Raw genomic sequence first — 15,684 nt, forward strand, 5'->3', positions numbered from 1 at the left:
TTTGTTCATCAATAACCTAAGTATATCATGTTACTACATACTTTTAAAAATATAATGTTAAAGTCGCCGGTAAAAGTTCTGTTAATGACTTTGGCTGTTTCCTTTATTTCACAACAAAGCAGTGCCCAAAGCTTTTTAAGAGCCGATGGCAAAAAGATAGTTGATCAAAACGGCAAAAATATATTGCTGCGCGGCATGGGCCTTGGCGGCTGGATGCTGCAGGAAGGGTACATGCTGCATGTTAATAAGGATAGTCGCCAGTACCGGATACGCGAGCGATTGGAAGAGCTGATGGGTCCGGCCGAAACAAAGGAGTTTTATGATACCTGGCTGGCCAATAATACCCGCAAAATAGATATCGACTCCATGCGCCGCTGGGGCTTTAACTCTGTGCGGTTGCCTATGCACTATAACTTGTACACGCTGCCCATTGAAAAAGAACCTGTTGCCGGGCAAAACACCTGGATTGACAAAGGTTTTAAAATGACCGACGATCTGTTGGCCTGGTGCAAGGCCAATCATATGTACCTGATACTTGACCTTCATGCTGCTCCGGGTGGTCAGGGCAATGACTTGAATATATCGGACCGTAATACCGATAATCCTTCTCTATGGGATAGTGAAGCTAACAAGCAAAAAATGATAGCTCTTTGGCGCAAACTGGCCGACCGCTATAAAAACGAACCTAATATTGCCGGTTACGATATTATTAACGAACCAAACTGGGGTTTTGATGATCCGGAAAATGACAAGAACGGCTTAAAGGAAAAAACCAACGCGCCACTAAGAAAACTGATGGTTGATATTACAACCGCCATCCGTGAGGTTGATAAAAAGCACATCATTATTATTGAAGGCAATGGCTGGGGCAATAATTACAATGGCATATTACCCCCGTGGGATAAAAACATGGTGCTCAGCTTTCACAAATACTGGAACTATAATGATCAAAAATCAATTGAACACATCATTAAAACCCGCGACCAGTACAATGTTCCTGTATGGCTTGGCGAAACCGGCGAAAACTCTAATGTTTGGCTTACAGAAGCCATTCGACTTTTAGAGAAGAACAACATTGGCTGGGCTTTATGGCCATTGAAAAAGATGGGGAACAACAATCCTATCGAAATACCATCAAACCTGAACTACGATGATGTTACTAACTACCTGAACACCGGTAAACACAAACCCAAAGAGAGCAATGTATACAGTGGTACGCTCGAAATGGCCACCTACGCCAAATTGGAGAATACTATTATTCACCATGATGTAATTGATGCTATTTTCAGGCAACCGTTTTCGGCGGCTTCAAAACCGTTTAAAGCCAATAAAGTTAAAAACGGGACCGTTATTAATGCCGTTGATTATGACCTGGGCCGCAATGGCATTGCTTATTTTGACACCGATACCGCCGATTATCATGTATCAACAGGTAAATATGGCAAAGGCAATGCCGGCCGTGTTTATCGTAACGACGGTGTGGACATTAGCAAGGACTCGACCGCCTACAACAGCTATTATGTTGATCATATTGAAACCGGCGAATGGCTGCAATTCACCCTGCAGGTAAAAATACCGGGAGTTTACTCGGTTAGCTTAAAAGTGGCCTCTGATACTGATGGTGCTAAACTATCTCTTGAAACTGTCAATACTTCGGCAACTAAAGAGATTCCTAATACCGGCGGAATCAAAAAATGGCAGGTAATTACGGTAAAAAATATCCATTTAAAAGCAGGCAATAACAAGCTTAAGGTTAATGCCGACAAGGGTGGTTATAACTTGCATTCCCTGCAATTTTGGCTGGCAAAATAATGTTGTTTCCTATCTGTATTAAAAATTAAATGCTTTTTTGCTAAGTATTTGATTTTTAATACAGGTTTGAATAATATTTTACAGATTTTATCGTATTTCTTAGAACAATTTACACGGGATTCTGCGTATAACAGTGAGTTTAACAGTTAATAACTAATAAATGAAAAATTTCCTTTTTGCATTTAAGGCGTTTGCTGCCGTATTAAAAGCTGATAGCTACTGTTTAATTACTACCCGTGGCAATGCCTTTACTTGTAATGGTGATATAAAACCTACCGATTTTTATAATGTTGTTAACGAAGTTTGGGATAACATTGAAGGCCCGGAAGATACCCTGAAAAAGTATAAAGAATTGTTAGAAGATACTGAACACCAGTAATTATCCTTCCACCTTTGCACAAGCATTGAAAGATGCATTAACCTTAGCTTAATAAAAAACCTTTCTTCTTATTTTAAAAATGGCCGCTCAATTCGGTTATTGTCTCTCTAAACTTGTCTCTCTGGTCTCTGATTTAGGCTTTCTTTTAAAAAATATATAGGTTTGGCTTGTGTAACTAAAAATCACCACCAACAAAGTTGTAATAATTTTAGCCGGTGTAGGATAAAAGCCTAAATAATCAACAAATAGTTTCAGAAAAACATAGTTGAGAAAAATACAAATGGTAGTAACCATTATGTACCTGGCAAACTGGCTTCTTCTCCGTAACCCGGATTGTTGAAATACAATGTAACGGTTAAGATAAAACCCGGAAGGCAAGGAAATGCTCAATGCCAAAAACAAAGAAGCAATGTGAGGACTCAACGTAAAAAGCCCTAAAGACACATCATGCTTTTTAAAAATAAAATTATAGCTTAATGAAAACAGGCAAATATCCAATACTGTATTACCCCCACCACAGGCCGCGTATCTAAAAGTATGTAAGGGAATGTATTTTTTAAATGGGGTATAAAAGAAATCTATCGCCTTTAGGATGGTTTCTCTGATATATTGGTGAATTTTCCTCATGTGGTGTCAAAAATAGCAATTCTATCACAAGGGCACGCTCTCTCGTTGCCGCAAGCGTTTCGCCTTGTGATCTTCTCATAAAGTAATTATTTATAGTTTTTGTTTTGTGCGGAGCTTAATTCCTGCGCAAGTATCTGCTCCCGCGAGTTTAGCGTAGCGTAACTCGTGGGTATCATGTGGTAAGCCTCCGGCTTACATTTCAGCTGAAAGCTGAAACCATATTTACCACGAGCTATAAGCTCGCGGGAGCGAGACAATTTCCTTCTTGCCTTACCTGACATACTTGCGCCAGATTTGGGCCATCCCGGGTCCAATTAAAATGGACTGTAGCCACTCAATACTTTTTTTACCCGATGATCTATAAATTCAGACAGTTTTTTATTTGTGCCGTTTATCCAAGAAGTGGCCTCATAGCGTAAAGAAGGCAAAAAGGCACCGTATACTTCCGGATCGTCTATTCCTTCATCCAAATAAACAAATAGAAACTGATCACCGGCATTATATACATCAATTACAAAAAATGGCCTGTTTATGCTTCGGTTAAAATCTTCCATCCAACTCCTCGCGTCCTCTTGCATTTCCTCCTGTGTATCATTTAGACCGTAATCCAAAACATAACAATTGCCTCCGGCCAAATACAGGAGTTCTTTTAATGCTTTGGGAAACTGATTTCCATGATTGAAATTGGTCTCCAGACTATCTATTTGTTCTATAGAAAGAGGTACAAGTACACTGGTGTAATCCGAATTGTTGACCCTTATCGAAGTGTTATCATTTAATTGTTTTAAAAATTCTATTTCCATATCACTTTAATATTTCCTTCAATTCATTCATACGTGTTGCAATAGGGTGAGCAATTAATTTCAATTGTCTTTCCCACTGTCCATAGTTTCCAACTACGGACCATTATGCCCGGAAACTCTGTCTCCAATTCTATCCAGCCCAACCCTCTCTATCCAAGCTCCTGAAATGTATCGCCTCCGCCAAATGCTCCAACTTAATTTCTTCACTGCCGGCAAGGTCGGCTATGGTGCGGGATACTTTCAGAATACGGTCATAGGCCCGGGCCGACAGGCCCAGTTTTTCCATGGCCTTTTTGAGCAGGGTTTGTCCGGCTACATCTATTTTACACAGGTCGCGCACCATTTGTGGGCTCATCTGGGCGTTGGCATGTAAGTCGGGTCGGTTGTCGAAACGTTCTATCTGTATTTCCCGGGCTTTGATCACCCGCTCACGGATCAGCTCACTTTTTTCGGCGGCACGGTCTGACGACAGCTCATTAAAATTAACCGGCGTAACCTCTACATGCAGATCTATCCTGTCCAACAGCGGACCAGAGATCTTACTCAAATATTTTTGCACCATCCCCGGCGGACAAATACATTCCTTTTCGGGGTGGTTATAATAACCGCAAGGGCAGGGGTTCATACTCGCTATCAGCATAAAGCTCGATGGATAATCAACCGTGAATTTGGCTCTTGATATAGTTACCTTGCGTTCCTCCAGCGGCTGGCGCATTACTTCCAGCGCGCTGCGTTTAAACTCGGGCAGCTCATCCAAAAATAAAACACCGTTATGGGCCAATGAAATTTCGCCGGGCTGGGGGTTACCACCTCCACCAACAAGAGCAACATCGCTAATAGTATGGTGAGGCGACCGGAACGGCCTTATAGTCACCAAAGCATCGGCCGCGGCCAGTTTACCGGCAACAGAATGGATCTTGGTGGTCTCTAATGATTCATAAAGACTTAACGGCGGCAAAATAGAGGGTAGTCTGCGGGCCAGCATGGTTTTACCTGCCCCCGGCGGACCGATCAGTATTACGTTATGACCGCCTGCGGCGGCAATTTCAAGGGCGCGTTTAATATTTTCCTGGCCCTTTACTTCGCTAAAATCGCTGTCGTAATTGCACAGGCTGTTGTAAAACTCCTCGCGGGTGTTTACCACCTCCGGCTCCAGGTTGATATCACCATTGAAAAAACCGGCTACTTCTTTGATGTTTTCTACACCGTAAACTTCCAGATCGTTCACAATGGCTGCCTCGCGGGCGTTTTGTTTGGGAAGTATAAATCCTTTAAAGCCATCCTTGCGGGCCTGTATAGCAATAGGGAGGGCGCCCTTAATGGGCTGTAAGCTGCCATCAAGCGATAGTTCGCCCATGATGATATACTTGTCCAGGTTTTCGGGTTCTATCTGGCCAGAGGCGGCTAAAACACCGGTAGCGATGGTCAAGTCGTATGATGAGCCTTCCTTTTTGATATCGGCCGGCGCCATATTCACCACTACCTGCTGACGTGGCATCCTGAAAGCACAATTTTTTAAGGCCGATTCGATACGGAAATAACTCTCTTTAACGGCCACGTCGGGCAGGCCAACAATAAAATATTTGGTCCCCGCCGCTATATTTACTTCAACCGTTATGGTAATAGCCTCGATACCATAAACCGCACTCCCAAAAGTTTTAACCAACACTGTGATAAGTTTAAATCAAAGCGTAAGATAAATATTTTTATGTAGGTGATAAAGGAATAATAATTTTGTATGGGCCATGGTTTTTAAGAGATTCTATTATTGATCATAAATCATGGTAATCCTAAAATCAGGAGAATCGCGGTTCAGACAAACTTGATACGGGCAATCTTCATATAAAAAAATCGTCCGTGAAACACGAACGATCATTAAAAGTATATTTCTTATTCTACCTGTTGATTCTTAAACCTATCTAACTGTATCAGCAAGCAACAAAAACCCACAGGAAACAATTACGCTGGCCAGAACCATTATTGACCACGCATTTTGATGCCGCCTGCTCATTTTTTCGAAAGCGACATTAAGTTTTTTCAATCGCTTATTATTCAGCAATATAAAATAGTTTAGCAGCAAAGCGCCCACTGCCCCAAAAAGTATAACCGTACCCGATATTGCATTTAAATTAAACCAGCCAGATCTTAAATAAAGCTGGGCGATCAGCATTAAATTGGTTAATAAAACGATCATCAGGAAACTCACACCAAAAAGTGAATTGAAGCGGGGCAAGCTTACGAGGCCGAAATTTTTAAAGTTCCACCTGTAAAAACTTACATACATGGATTTATAAAATCTTGCAGTGTTCATGATGTTGGGGGTTTAAGGTTAATAAATTGGTTTTAGCTAATATAAAAATATTATATATGGATTAAACGCCTTTTTATAAAATATTATTGCGTCAATCTTCATTAATATTATTTATTTATCCATTTTATTAAAAAGATAACCAATGCTTGTAAAAGTTGAAATTGTTGCAAGCCACCTTTGTTAATAAAGAAAAAACCAAAATATCAAACCTTATTTTGCAGCCACCATTTGCAAAAGGTTCTTATCCGGGTTGCTTTTTACCTCACATTGGTTATCAAATATCATAGTAGCTCCATTAGCCTCGGTATATTTGGGCCAGCTGGGCAGGTCCTTATTGTTAGGGTCGCCTTTTGTGGCAAAGTTTATCCAGGCCTGGCTTATACGATTGGCAAGCGTATAAGCCGCTTTGCCGCCGCCGGTCATTTCTTCGCAACGGTCAATATTGTTAAACTGAAAAGCCAGATCCATGCAGTGAATAGCTTTAAGCGTACCATCTAACACGGGCGATTGCCAGGTGAACAAATAGGTATAAACCGGTGCAGCAGCCGATGCCGATTTGGCATTAGCCTGTTTTATCACTCCCGGCCTGAAACGCAGATCGATATCCACATAATCGGTTGGTTTTAGGGTGCTGTTGGGGTAGGTCTTTTTTACCTCGGCTATATAGGCATCCGTTTTATCGCCGTATGTTTTTTGTAAGTAGGTTTTGATCGAATCCATAGAATATTCCTTTAGCGCAGGGTTCATGGCCGACGCAAAGATTTCGTTTTTGGTAGAGCCTACTAACAGCGGAACATCTTTTGACAGGGCAAGCGCGGCAGCGTCGCCCGGCTGATAGGGCAGGAAGGTGTTATCAAGTATAGGTCCCCAGCCCAGCCCAAAACCCGGGAGGTTTTTACCTTCAGCTTTTAAAGCATCTGATACTTTTTTTATTGCTTTTTTGCTGGCCGCGTATAAGCGGTCGTACGGTACGGTTTTCAATGAATCTGCCTGTGCAGGCTGTAAGTTCAGTTCTTCAAGCAATGCGGCCGAAACTCTTTTGGCAATCGTATTATCTAAAAAATTGTTCACATAACTGCCGCTTTGCACAATGGCTTTTTGAAATAAACCTTTGGCAGATGGGGCGGCCATTAGGGTTGATACCTTACCACCACCGCCTGATTGGCCAAATATGGTTACGTTATCCGGATCGCCGCCAAACTGCGCTATATTTTGCTTAACCCATTGCAGGGCAGCCACAATATCCAGCATACCAGCATTAGGCGATGATTTATACTTATCGCCATAGGCAGACATATCCAGGAAACCCAGCACATTTAAGCGGTGGTTGATAGATACCACCACTACATCGCCTTTGCGGGTTAAGTTTTCACCGTCATAAGATGGTAATTCAACAGATGAACCGGCTGTAAAACCCCCGCCATGTATCCAGAACATTACCGGCCGCTTTTTGCCATCGTTAAGACCCTTTGTCCAAACGTTAAGTACCTGACATTTTTCGCTGCTGTAACCCCAGTCATGATGATAGGCAAATTCAGACGGATCATTAACCTGTGTGGTTACATCGGTAGGGCAAACCGGCCCGTAGGCCCTTGAGCTTCTTACGCCTTTCCAGGGAGCCGGCTTTTGCGGAGCCATAAAGCGTTCGGCCGTGGCATAGGGGATACCTTTATAAGTATAAATCCCTTTATGAATATAACCCGCTACCTGTCCGTTATCGGTATTGGTTACGGCAACATCATTACCGGCAACAATGGCATCATCGCCGCTTTTACTTTGGCAATAGCCATACACGGGCAACAGACATACGGCTAAAAAAGCCCAAAATGTGGAGATTTTCTTCATGACTTATCTGGTTTAGTATAATTGGTTTATTGATTATCCGGAGCTTGAATAACAACCTAAAATGATACTACAGATAAGTTACTGTTAGCAGAAATATCTGCCGAAAGCGGACGCTTATTCTATAATTATCATTGTGTAGGTATTACACAATGATAATTATAAATTCTTATAAATCAAGGGCGACAAGCAATTTTGTTACAAAGTATATTATTGCAATGAGTTAATTTGCAATAACATTAAATGTGGCCAGTAAGTTAACATTAGGATCGGCAACAATGGTTTCAGGTTTTGCTTTCACCGCTATTTGGGCCGTAGCCGCTTTACCATTTACCGTAATGGTGTGTAGCTGGCCCGCTATGGTTATCTCCAATGGAAACACATACACGTTATCCTGTTTTTGCTCTATGCTGATATTAACCTCTCCCTTATCCGCATCATAATGCCAGGCTACATTTAAATCAGGATGGCCCGCTGTACGCAGCCATTGGTTAAAAAATTGTTTCAAGTCCTGCCCGCTGGTTTGTTCTATTACCTGGCGCAGATCGTCGGTATTGGCATTGCTGCCTTTGTACTTGGCGTAGTAGTTGCGCACTCCTTTCCAAAACAGCTCATCGCCCAGTTTGCGGCGCAGCATGTGCAATACCCAGCCGCCTTTTTCATAACTGTTGGCATTAAGCAGCTGCATATACTGCCCTTTTACAGCTGTATCAACCACGGGGGTAAGTCGCTTTTTTTCGAAGGACAGTACTTTCTTTCTGTCGGCTATTAACCGGCTTTTCAGGGTATCAGCACCGTATTTGTTTTCGAGGTACAGGTTGGTCATGTAAGTGGCAAAGCCCTCACTGAGCCACAGGTGCCAGAAACTTTTTTCGCTGGCGCCATCGCCAAACCATTGGTGGGCAATTTCGTGGGCCATTAGTTCTTCAATTTCCGGTGATTTAACCGACTCTTCAAAGTAAAATATGGCGCTGGCATTTTCCATACCGCCAAATATGGTTTTGGATTGTACGTTAGCCAGTTTTTCATAACTGTACGGCCCAACCTTTTCTATAAAAAAGGGCAGGATCTCTTTAGCTACAGCATAACTTTTAAAACCAACTGCCTTATTCTCCGGGAACACATAGGTATAAACCGGGATCTTATTCACATCGCCGGGATGGTCAATAGCAAACGCAGCCACACCTATAACCATTACCTTGGTTGGCAGTACGGCAGACTCTCGCCAGTGGGTTAGCTTTAAATGATTAGGCAGGGCCTGTTCTTTTATTTTTAATCCGTTGGATATAACCTGGTAATGATCAGGCGCGGTAACCACAAAGTCGACCGTGGCCTTATCTGCCGGATGGTCAACGCATGGCAGCCAGTTATGCGCGCGGTTGGGCCAGTTATCGCCAAAAAAAGTACGATGTCCATAATTATTGGTTGATATAATGAGCCCATCCACAGGGATACCCGCATAACTTATCTTGTAATTATGGATGCTGTTTAACTTTGCACCGGCATATATTTTAACCACGTCGCTATCCTGCACAAATTTGAGTTTTTTGCCATTTTCTGTAATGGCCGAAACCAGCATCCCTTTACCGGTACTATTCTTTTTTATCAGGTTCAGCTCAAAAGATGGCGCATCCTTTATAAATTTAATAGCGATGGTGGCCTGACCCTTGATATTATTATCCGCATCGTTCAGCTGCAGGGCAAAGTTATAGTGCTGCACATCAATGGATGAGCCGGGGACTTGCGCGTGAGCTGTAAACGCCGAAAGGGTTAATGCAATAGCAAGTGTTTTACGGATATATGTGCTGGAAAACATAGTGAATATTTTAAAAGCTAAAGTTTACAAAAAAGGCGGGCATTTACACGCATTCGATAATATTTTTATAGGGGGCGCTTAGTTCATCATTGCGGGGTACCAGGCAACAAAAAAGCCCCTGGCTATTCACCAGGAGCTTTTTATATTTTCCAGTCCTTGGGATTGGGAACTCTACATTTTCGGCATCCGGCGCATCATGCTGGCCATGGCTGCGGGGTTGCTCATTTGTTTCATTACCTTTTTCATATCATCAAACTGCTTCATCAGGCGGTTCACTTCCTGCAGATCGGTACCTGATCCGCTTGCTATACGGCTGCGTCTGCTTTGATTGATGGTTTCGGGGTTTGCTTTTTCAAACGGGGTCATTGACTGTATAATGGCCTCGATTGATTTAAAGGCGTCATCATCAACCTCCACATCCTTCATCATTTTGCCTACGCCCGGTATCATGCCCATCAGATCCTTCATGTTACCCATTTTCTTGATCTGCTGAATCTGGCTGTAAAAATCGTTAAAATCGAATTTGTTTTTGCGGATCTTCTTTTGCAGTTCGGCGGCTTCTTTCTCGTCAAATTGCTGTTGCGCGCGCTCCACCAACGATACCACGTCACCCATGCCCAAAATACGGGATGCCATACGATCAGGGTGGAAAACGTCTAACGCTTCCATCTTTTCACCCGTACCTATGAATTTGATGGGCTTGTTAACTACCGACTTGATAGAAAGCGCGGCACCACCACGGGTATCGCCATCAAGCTTGGTTAAAACCACACCGGTAAAATCAAGGCGGTCATTAAACACCTTGGCGGTGTTCACCGCATCCTGACCGGTCATGGAATCAACCACGAACAGGATCTCATGCGGATTTACGGCGGCTTTTACCTGTTCAATCTCCACCATCATGGCTTCATCAATAGCCAAACGACCGGCGGTATCAATAATTACCACGTTATGGCCGTTCTGTTTAGCCAGGGCAATACCTTCGCGGGCTATAGCAACCGGATCTTTCGACTCGCGGTTAGCATATACTGGGATGCCTATTTGCTGGCCCAAAACTTCCAGCTGGTCAATAGCCGCGGGGCGGTAAATATCATCAGCAACCAGTAATGGTTTCTTGTTTTTTTGTGTTTTTAAATAATTGGCCAGCTTACCGGTAAACGTGGTTTTACCAGCACCGTTCAACCCTGCAATTAATATAATAGTTGGCGTAGCCGGAAAGTTAAGTTCGGCAGTGGTGCCGCCCATCAGTTCGGCAAGCTCATCGTTCATGAGCTTGGTAAGCAACTGGCCCGGCGAAACCGCGGTTAATACGTTTTGCCCCAGCGCCTTTTGCCTTACATCATCCGTAAATGCTTTGGCTGTTTTATAGTTAACGTCGGCATCCAGAAGGGCTTTGCGTATTTCCTTCATGGTTTCGGCCACGTTTATCTCAGTAATAGTTCCCTGTCCCTTCAGGACCTTGAACGCCCTGTCGAGTTTATCCGAAAGATTTTCAAACATTATGATAAAAAACTTTTATTCTTTTAAAGGATACAAAGGTATGATTTTGAAATATATCCGTTAAATTAATTTAGACAGCACATTATAGCTTGATGATAACAGTCGAATTGGGTTCTTAAGCCTTTTTAAAGTGCTATTTTCAGTCAAAAATTATATTAAAAAAGATTAAAAAACACCAAAAACAGTCCGAAAAGTACTCGTTTTGGTTCATTTTGAACAAAAATTGATGGTTTTTTTTACCGTTTAAAAAGTCGCGTTTTTCTGACTGTCAATTGATTGATTTTTTTTCGGGGCTCAAATCGCTTTTTCGCGAAACAGCCCGGTTTCTCTGATCAGAGAAACCGGGCTGTTGACATATAAATTTAGTTTATATCGCTACGGGAATCGGTACAACACGCCCAATGCAAGGCCTTCGGTTGCCTGAGCATCTGGCGAGGTGTGCTTATCATATAGCAATGTGCCATTTATGGTAACGTTTATTAAACGGTTTACACGGGCCGCCAATACCATGTCTACACGATGGGTTATAAATTTGAGCGACTGTCCGTAGGGTATAAATAATGCATAACGCGTGTTCAGGTGAATATTTTTCATGATATCCTTATCAAACAATGCAACCAGCTGGAAAGCGAGATCGTTTTTTACGGTATGTAAGGAATCAACACCATAATTATCGGGCTGATGCTGGATAATGGTTTTGTCTAAAACAAAGGTTTGCCTTGCAGTACCTGTACCCAAACGCAAATCGAAATAGGTGGTTGGTTTGTACTCAAAACCGACCGACTCCGTTAAATAACCCGGCGACATGAAGTTTGAGATATATTGCGCATCTATCACACCATTCCCCTGGTCAACATAGTTAAACCCTTTATCAAATTGCGATTCAAAGGTTAACGCGCCGAAAAAGTACCAGTGTGCTGATAATTGCGATGCCAGCTTGTTATCAAAATAAATACGGTCGTTGGTTTTACGTTTGCCCTGGCCTTTGTTTTTTGATACACCATAGGTAAGGTTAAGTTCAGATACATAGCTAAACGGAGCCTTATTGTATTCGGTATGATAAATAAAATTTGTACCCAAGGCAACCGCGGTTACACCACCCGCGCTATAATTACTGGTAAAGGCCGACTGGCTAAAGTTAAGCCCGAAAGTAATAGCCTTTTTCCAATAATTCACCTTATAATCAAGCATGGTAAACGGAACCTGCGCCCTTTGCAACTGTACCGGCCTTACCCGGGTAGGGATGGCATTTTTACGGGAATCTATCCTGAGTTTATTGATCTGTGCGGTATCTATTTTAACGGTGTCTCTTTTTAGGGTGTCCGTTTGCTGGGCTTTAGCCGAAATGCCGAAGGTAATTGATACCAGGAAAAGAAGGCCAAGTCTGGTTTTTATCATAGTGGACAAATTAAAGCAAAAATCTCCTTTTTTAACAGATTAATAAAAAATCAGCAGGATAGTTTTAAATTTTTTGAAGTTTCTGGCCGTGCTCTATCTTAATTGTCGTGATATATTCATACTATGGGGTACCCAAATCCTTCACCTTGGGCGTAACCAGCGGTGCTAATGTATACACCTTGGGCGCCCGTAAATATCGCCTTAAATTCGCCTTTATAGATGCTATAAAATCATATTCACTTGCGGTTGTCACCATATAGTAGCCCGGGCGGTAACGCTGCATAAAATCGGTAAGCTGCTGGTCTTTTAAATGGGTGATATTGCCAACGTAAGTACGGTTAAAGCGGAAATCGATCACGTTTTGCTTATGGTCGCGTTCAATGATCTGGCGCAGGTGTTCGGCGTTGCGGCCGCTGCGGCTCAGGGAATTCCATAAGGCGTCAATGCCTATACCCGCACCCATGCCTGGTGCAACTGAAAGCACGTCATGGTTATCCAATGATCCGTAAATTTTGGTATAATCCCGCTTGGTGGCTTCCAATTGTTTTTGCGGACTAAGCATGGTATCCCGTACAATAACTTCCCTGAGCTGTATGGCCGTGCGTTTCATGTAAACCGCCAGCGAGGTATTATTTTGTACCTGCAGGGTATCGGCGTAATGATCAAATTTGGTAAAAACAAGTACGTCGCCGGGTTTGGCGTCTATCTTAAATTCGCCTTTAAATGTATTGTACACCGATTTGCCGGTGGTGATATTTAGCACATTTACCTTTGCAATTCGGTCTTTGCTTTCCTTATCAAACACAATACCGTCAATGGTTTTTTGCTGGGCAAAAACCGTTACAGATAATGTGCAAAAAAACAAAAGCATCCATATTTTCATGGTGGCGCCAAAAATAAACGTTCGGCAGTGCTTACTCATATTATTTAACAACAATTAACAGCTTTCTTTAGTATCAAGTAGTTAGTATCAAGTATCATGACTTTTAAAATGATATTTATACCCTACAAGAAATCGTGATACTTGATACGCTCAGCTATTTCACAACTACAAGCTTTTGTCCTATAGCGATGTGATCATCGGCTATACTGTTTAACGCTTTTAGTTCATCAACTGTTATTCCAAAACGTTTTGATATGTTGTATAGTGTATCGCCCTGTTTTACGGTGTATATTTTATCGTCGGGGCGGGTTTGTGTAAGCGTGTCGGTATTGGGCTTGCCTATGCTATCATTTATCTGCGACAGCACACGATCTTCCCGTTTAATTTTAGCTATTTCACCTTCGGGCCGGTCATATTGGTCAAGGTGGTAGCGTACAATAATATTGATGAGCATGTCGGGATATTTGGGATTAGTCGCGTAGCCCGCCTGTTTAAGTCCGCGTGCCCAGCCTTCATAATCATTTTTATCCAGCTCAAACAGTTTCGCGTAGTTTTTACGCTTCAAAAATGCAGAGTGGTCACGATAGGAATCATCAGGGTTATCATACACCCTGAAACATTCGTTAGCGCTGTCATCATCCTTGTAATAACTTTTACCTGTCCAGTCGCGGGTACACTTGATGCCGAAATGGTTATTAGCCACTTTGGCCAGCTCGCTATTACCGCTGCCCGATTCAAATAAACCCTGTGCAAGGGTAATACTTGCCGGTATGCCGTTCTGGTTCATTTCCTGAATGGCGATAGCTTTAAACCTTTCAATATAGGATAGGGAAGTGTAAGACTGGTAGCTCGAGATGGCGTCCCGATTGTCTTTTTTTATCGTGTTATTATTGCGGCGAACCTGACCGTTAGAGATAGTTCCTTTCCGTGACGAGCACGAGCTAAAGCAAACCGCGGTTATAAATAATAAATAAAATAGTTTTTGCATACAGCTAAACCTTAGTATGTGGCATTAATAAATATGCCAAAGTAAGATTTATTAATGTATTTATTGTTTTGTTTCTGCTAATTGGGTCTGATTGGCCGTTTTAGTTGAATCTACGGGCTTCTCATCAAGGTCATGCAGATCGTATTTTTTAATGATACCCAATACCTGCGATGCCCATTTGCGGCTGCCGGCGTAACCACTGCGTTGAATGCCTTTCGCCCATCCTAAGTAATCATAATGGGTAAGTGCATCGGCCAGGTGGCTGAATTGCTTGCGCTCGGTCATGATGCGGGCAAAATCCTGGAACGAATCCAGTACCGAATCGTATCTTTTGTAGGGTGTGCGTACTTTTTTATTGTGTTTGGTATAAACCGCGCCGCCGCCGCCCTTTACGCCAAACTGGTTGTTTAACTTTTGGGCGATGTTGCTGTTGCCACAACCCGACTCATGCATGGCCACACCTAAAACGATGCTTGCGGGTACCCCGGTTTCGTGCATGATGCGAATGGCATCATCTTTAAACTTCTCGATATAAGATTGTGAAGTGTTTTTTTGAGCTGAAACAGCTAATGTTGATATCAACAGGGATGTAATCAGTAAGATTTTCTTCATAATTTATTTTTTTCTGATAACCAGCAGCCCGTCGCGTACTGGCAGGATAAATTTTTCTACCCTGCTATCAACAGCTATCTGGTCATTTAGTTTGCGGATGTTTGCAGTATCGGCATCATTTTCGGGGCCGTACACCTTTCCTTTCCACAAAACATTATCAATTATTATTAATCCTCCGGATCTGACTTTATCAAAGACCAATTGAAAGTAAGTATAATTATTCTTTTTATCGGCATCAATAAACACCAAATCAAAATTATCTTCCTCTAAATCAGCAATAATTGCCTCTGCCTGGCCAAAATGCAGTTTTATTTTATTTTCAACATTTGTTGATTTAAAGTGTGAAATGATGATCTCCTCCATTTCGCGGTTAACTTCAATGGTATGGAGGATGCCATCTTTGGCAAGCCCTTCGGCCAGGCAAATTGCCGAGTAGCCGGTAAAGGTGCCTATTTCCAAAATGCGTTTTGGCTGTACCATTTTGCTCAAAAAACTGAGCAGCCGGCCCTGATAATGTCCCGACAGCATATGCGGACGGAGCACCTTTAAATGCGTTTCCCTGTTGAGCTTTTGCAATGCTTCCGGCTCAGGATCGCAATGGTCATCTAAGTATGCCTGCAGGCCATGGGGTAGAATATCCATGGGGCAAAGATAAACCGTTGATGGGTTTTATTACGCTGATTTCGTTGATTATTTTCTTAACTCATTGATTA

General features: G+C 42.5%; 14 protein-coding genes. 2 read left to right on the forward strand and 12 right to left on the reverse strand.

Annotated features, from left to right (window positions below; all coding sequences use genetic code 11):
• Nucleotides 1–27 precede the first annotated feature (27 nt).
• Both AC1DRQ_RS11245 and AC1DRQ_RS11250 read left to right on the forward strand, forming a co-directional pair.
• On the forward strand, nucleotides 28–1,812 hold the full coding sequence (locus AC1DRQ_RS11245) for a cellulase family glycosylhydrolase (RefSeq protein WP_477424408.1): 1,785 nt from the start codon (nucleotides 28–30) through the stop codon (nucleotides 1,810–1,812).
• Between the two features lie 160 nt (nucleotides 1,813–1,972).
• Nucleotides 1,973–2,191, forward strand: coding sequence for a hypothetical protein (locus AC1DRQ_RS11250; RefSeq protein WP_429399213.1), 219 nt, complete (start codon nucleotides 1,973–1,975; stop codon nucleotides 2,189–2,191).
• 96 nt (nucleotides 2,192–2,287) lie between these two features.
• Here AC1DRQ_RS11250 and AC1DRQ_RS11255 read toward each other — a convergent pair whose 3' ends face one another.
• From AC1DRQ_RS11255 to AC1DRQ_RS11310, 12 genes are all read right to left on the reverse strand, one after another.
• A complete protein-coding gene (locus tag AC1DRQ_RS11255; RefSeq protein ID WP_477424410.1) occupies nucleotides 2,288–2,818 on the reverse strand; it encodes a GtrA family protein in 531 nt (176 codons plus the stop codon).
• A 314-nt stretch (nucleotides 2,819–3,132) separates the two neighbouring features.
• On the reverse strand, nucleotides 3,133–3,621 hold the full coding sequence (locus AC1DRQ_RS11260) for an SMI1/KNR4 family protein (protein WP_477424412.1): 489 nt from the start codon (nucleotides 3,619–3,621) through the stop codon (nucleotides 3,133–3,135).
• Between the two features lie 130 nt (nucleotides 3,622–3,751).
• Nucleotides 3,752–5,290: a YifB family Mg chelatase-like AAA ATPase gene (locus AC1DRQ_RS11265; protein ID WP_477424413.1), complete on the reverse strand. Its 1,539-nt coding sequence runs from the start codon at nucleotides 5,288–5,290 to the stop codon at nucleotides 3,752–3,754.
• A 246-nt stretch (nucleotides 5,291–5,536) separates the two neighbouring features.
• Nucleotides 5,537–5,932: a hypothetical protein gene (locus AC1DRQ_RS11270; RefSeq protein WP_429399217.1), complete on the reverse strand. Its 396-nt coding sequence runs from the start codon at nucleotides 5,930–5,932 to the stop codon at nucleotides 5,537–5,539.
• Nucleotides 5,933–6,142: 210 nt separating this feature from the next.
• Nucleotides 6,143–7,777, reverse strand: coding sequence for a carboxylesterase/lipase family protein (locus tag AC1DRQ_RS11275; RefSeq protein ID WP_477424415.1), 1,635 nt, complete (start codon nucleotides 7,775–7,777; stop codon nucleotides 6,143–6,145).
• A gap of 220 nt (nucleotides 7,778–7,997) precedes the next feature.
• Nucleotides 7,998–9,590: a M1 family metallopeptidase gene (locus AC1DRQ_RS11280; protein WP_477424417.1), complete on the reverse strand. Its 1,593-nt coding sequence runs from the start codon at nucleotides 9,588–9,590 to the stop codon at nucleotides 7,998–8,000.
• A gap of 171 nt (nucleotides 9,591–9,761) precedes the next feature.
• Nucleotides 9,762–11,090 carry a signal recognition particle protein gene (gene ffh, locus AC1DRQ_RS11285; RefSeq protein ID WP_429399220.1) on the reverse strand — a complete coding sequence of 443 codons (1,329 nt, stop codon included), beginning with the start codon at nucleotides 11,088–11,090 and terminating at the stop codon, nucleotides 9,762–9,764.
• Nucleotides 11,091–11,465: 375 nt separating this feature from the next.
• Nucleotides 11,466–12,488, reverse strand: coding sequence for a DUF3078 domain-containing protein (locus tag AC1DRQ_RS11290; RefSeq protein WP_429399221.1), 1,023 nt, complete (start codon nucleotides 12,486–12,488; stop codon nucleotides 11,466–11,468).
• 121 nt (nucleotides 12,489–12,609) lie between these two features.
• Nucleotides 12,610–13,410 carry a peptidase associated/transthyretin-like domain-containing protein gene (locus AC1DRQ_RS11295; RefSeq protein ID WP_477424419.1) on the reverse strand — a complete coding sequence of 267 codons (801 nt, stop codon included), beginning with the start codon at nucleotides 13,408–13,410 and terminating at the stop codon, nucleotides 12,610–12,612.
• Nucleotides 13,411–13,525: 115 nt separating this feature from the next.
• Nucleotides 13,526–14,359, reverse strand: coding sequence for a glucosaminidase domain-containing protein (locus tag AC1DRQ_RS11300; protein WP_429399223.1), 834 nt, complete (start codon nucleotides 14,357–14,359; stop codon nucleotides 13,526–13,528).
• Between the two features lie 60 nt (nucleotides 14,360–14,419).
• Nucleotides 14,420–14,971 carry a glycoside hydrolase family 73 protein gene (locus tag AC1DRQ_RS11305; protein WP_429399224.1) on the reverse strand — a complete coding sequence of 184 codons (552 nt, stop codon included), beginning with the start codon at nucleotides 14,969–14,971 and terminating at the stop codon, nucleotides 14,420–14,422.
• A 3-nt stretch (nucleotides 14,972–14,974) separates the two neighbouring features.
• Nucleotides 14,975–15,613, reverse strand: coding sequence for an O-methyltransferase (locus AC1DRQ_RS11310; protein ID WP_477424421.1), 639 nt, complete (start codon nucleotides 15,611–15,613; stop codon nucleotides 14,975–14,977).
• Nucleotides 15,614–15,684 lie beyond the last annotated feature (71 nt).

This window comes from Mucilaginibacter sp. P4_E8 (assembly GCF_056401495.1).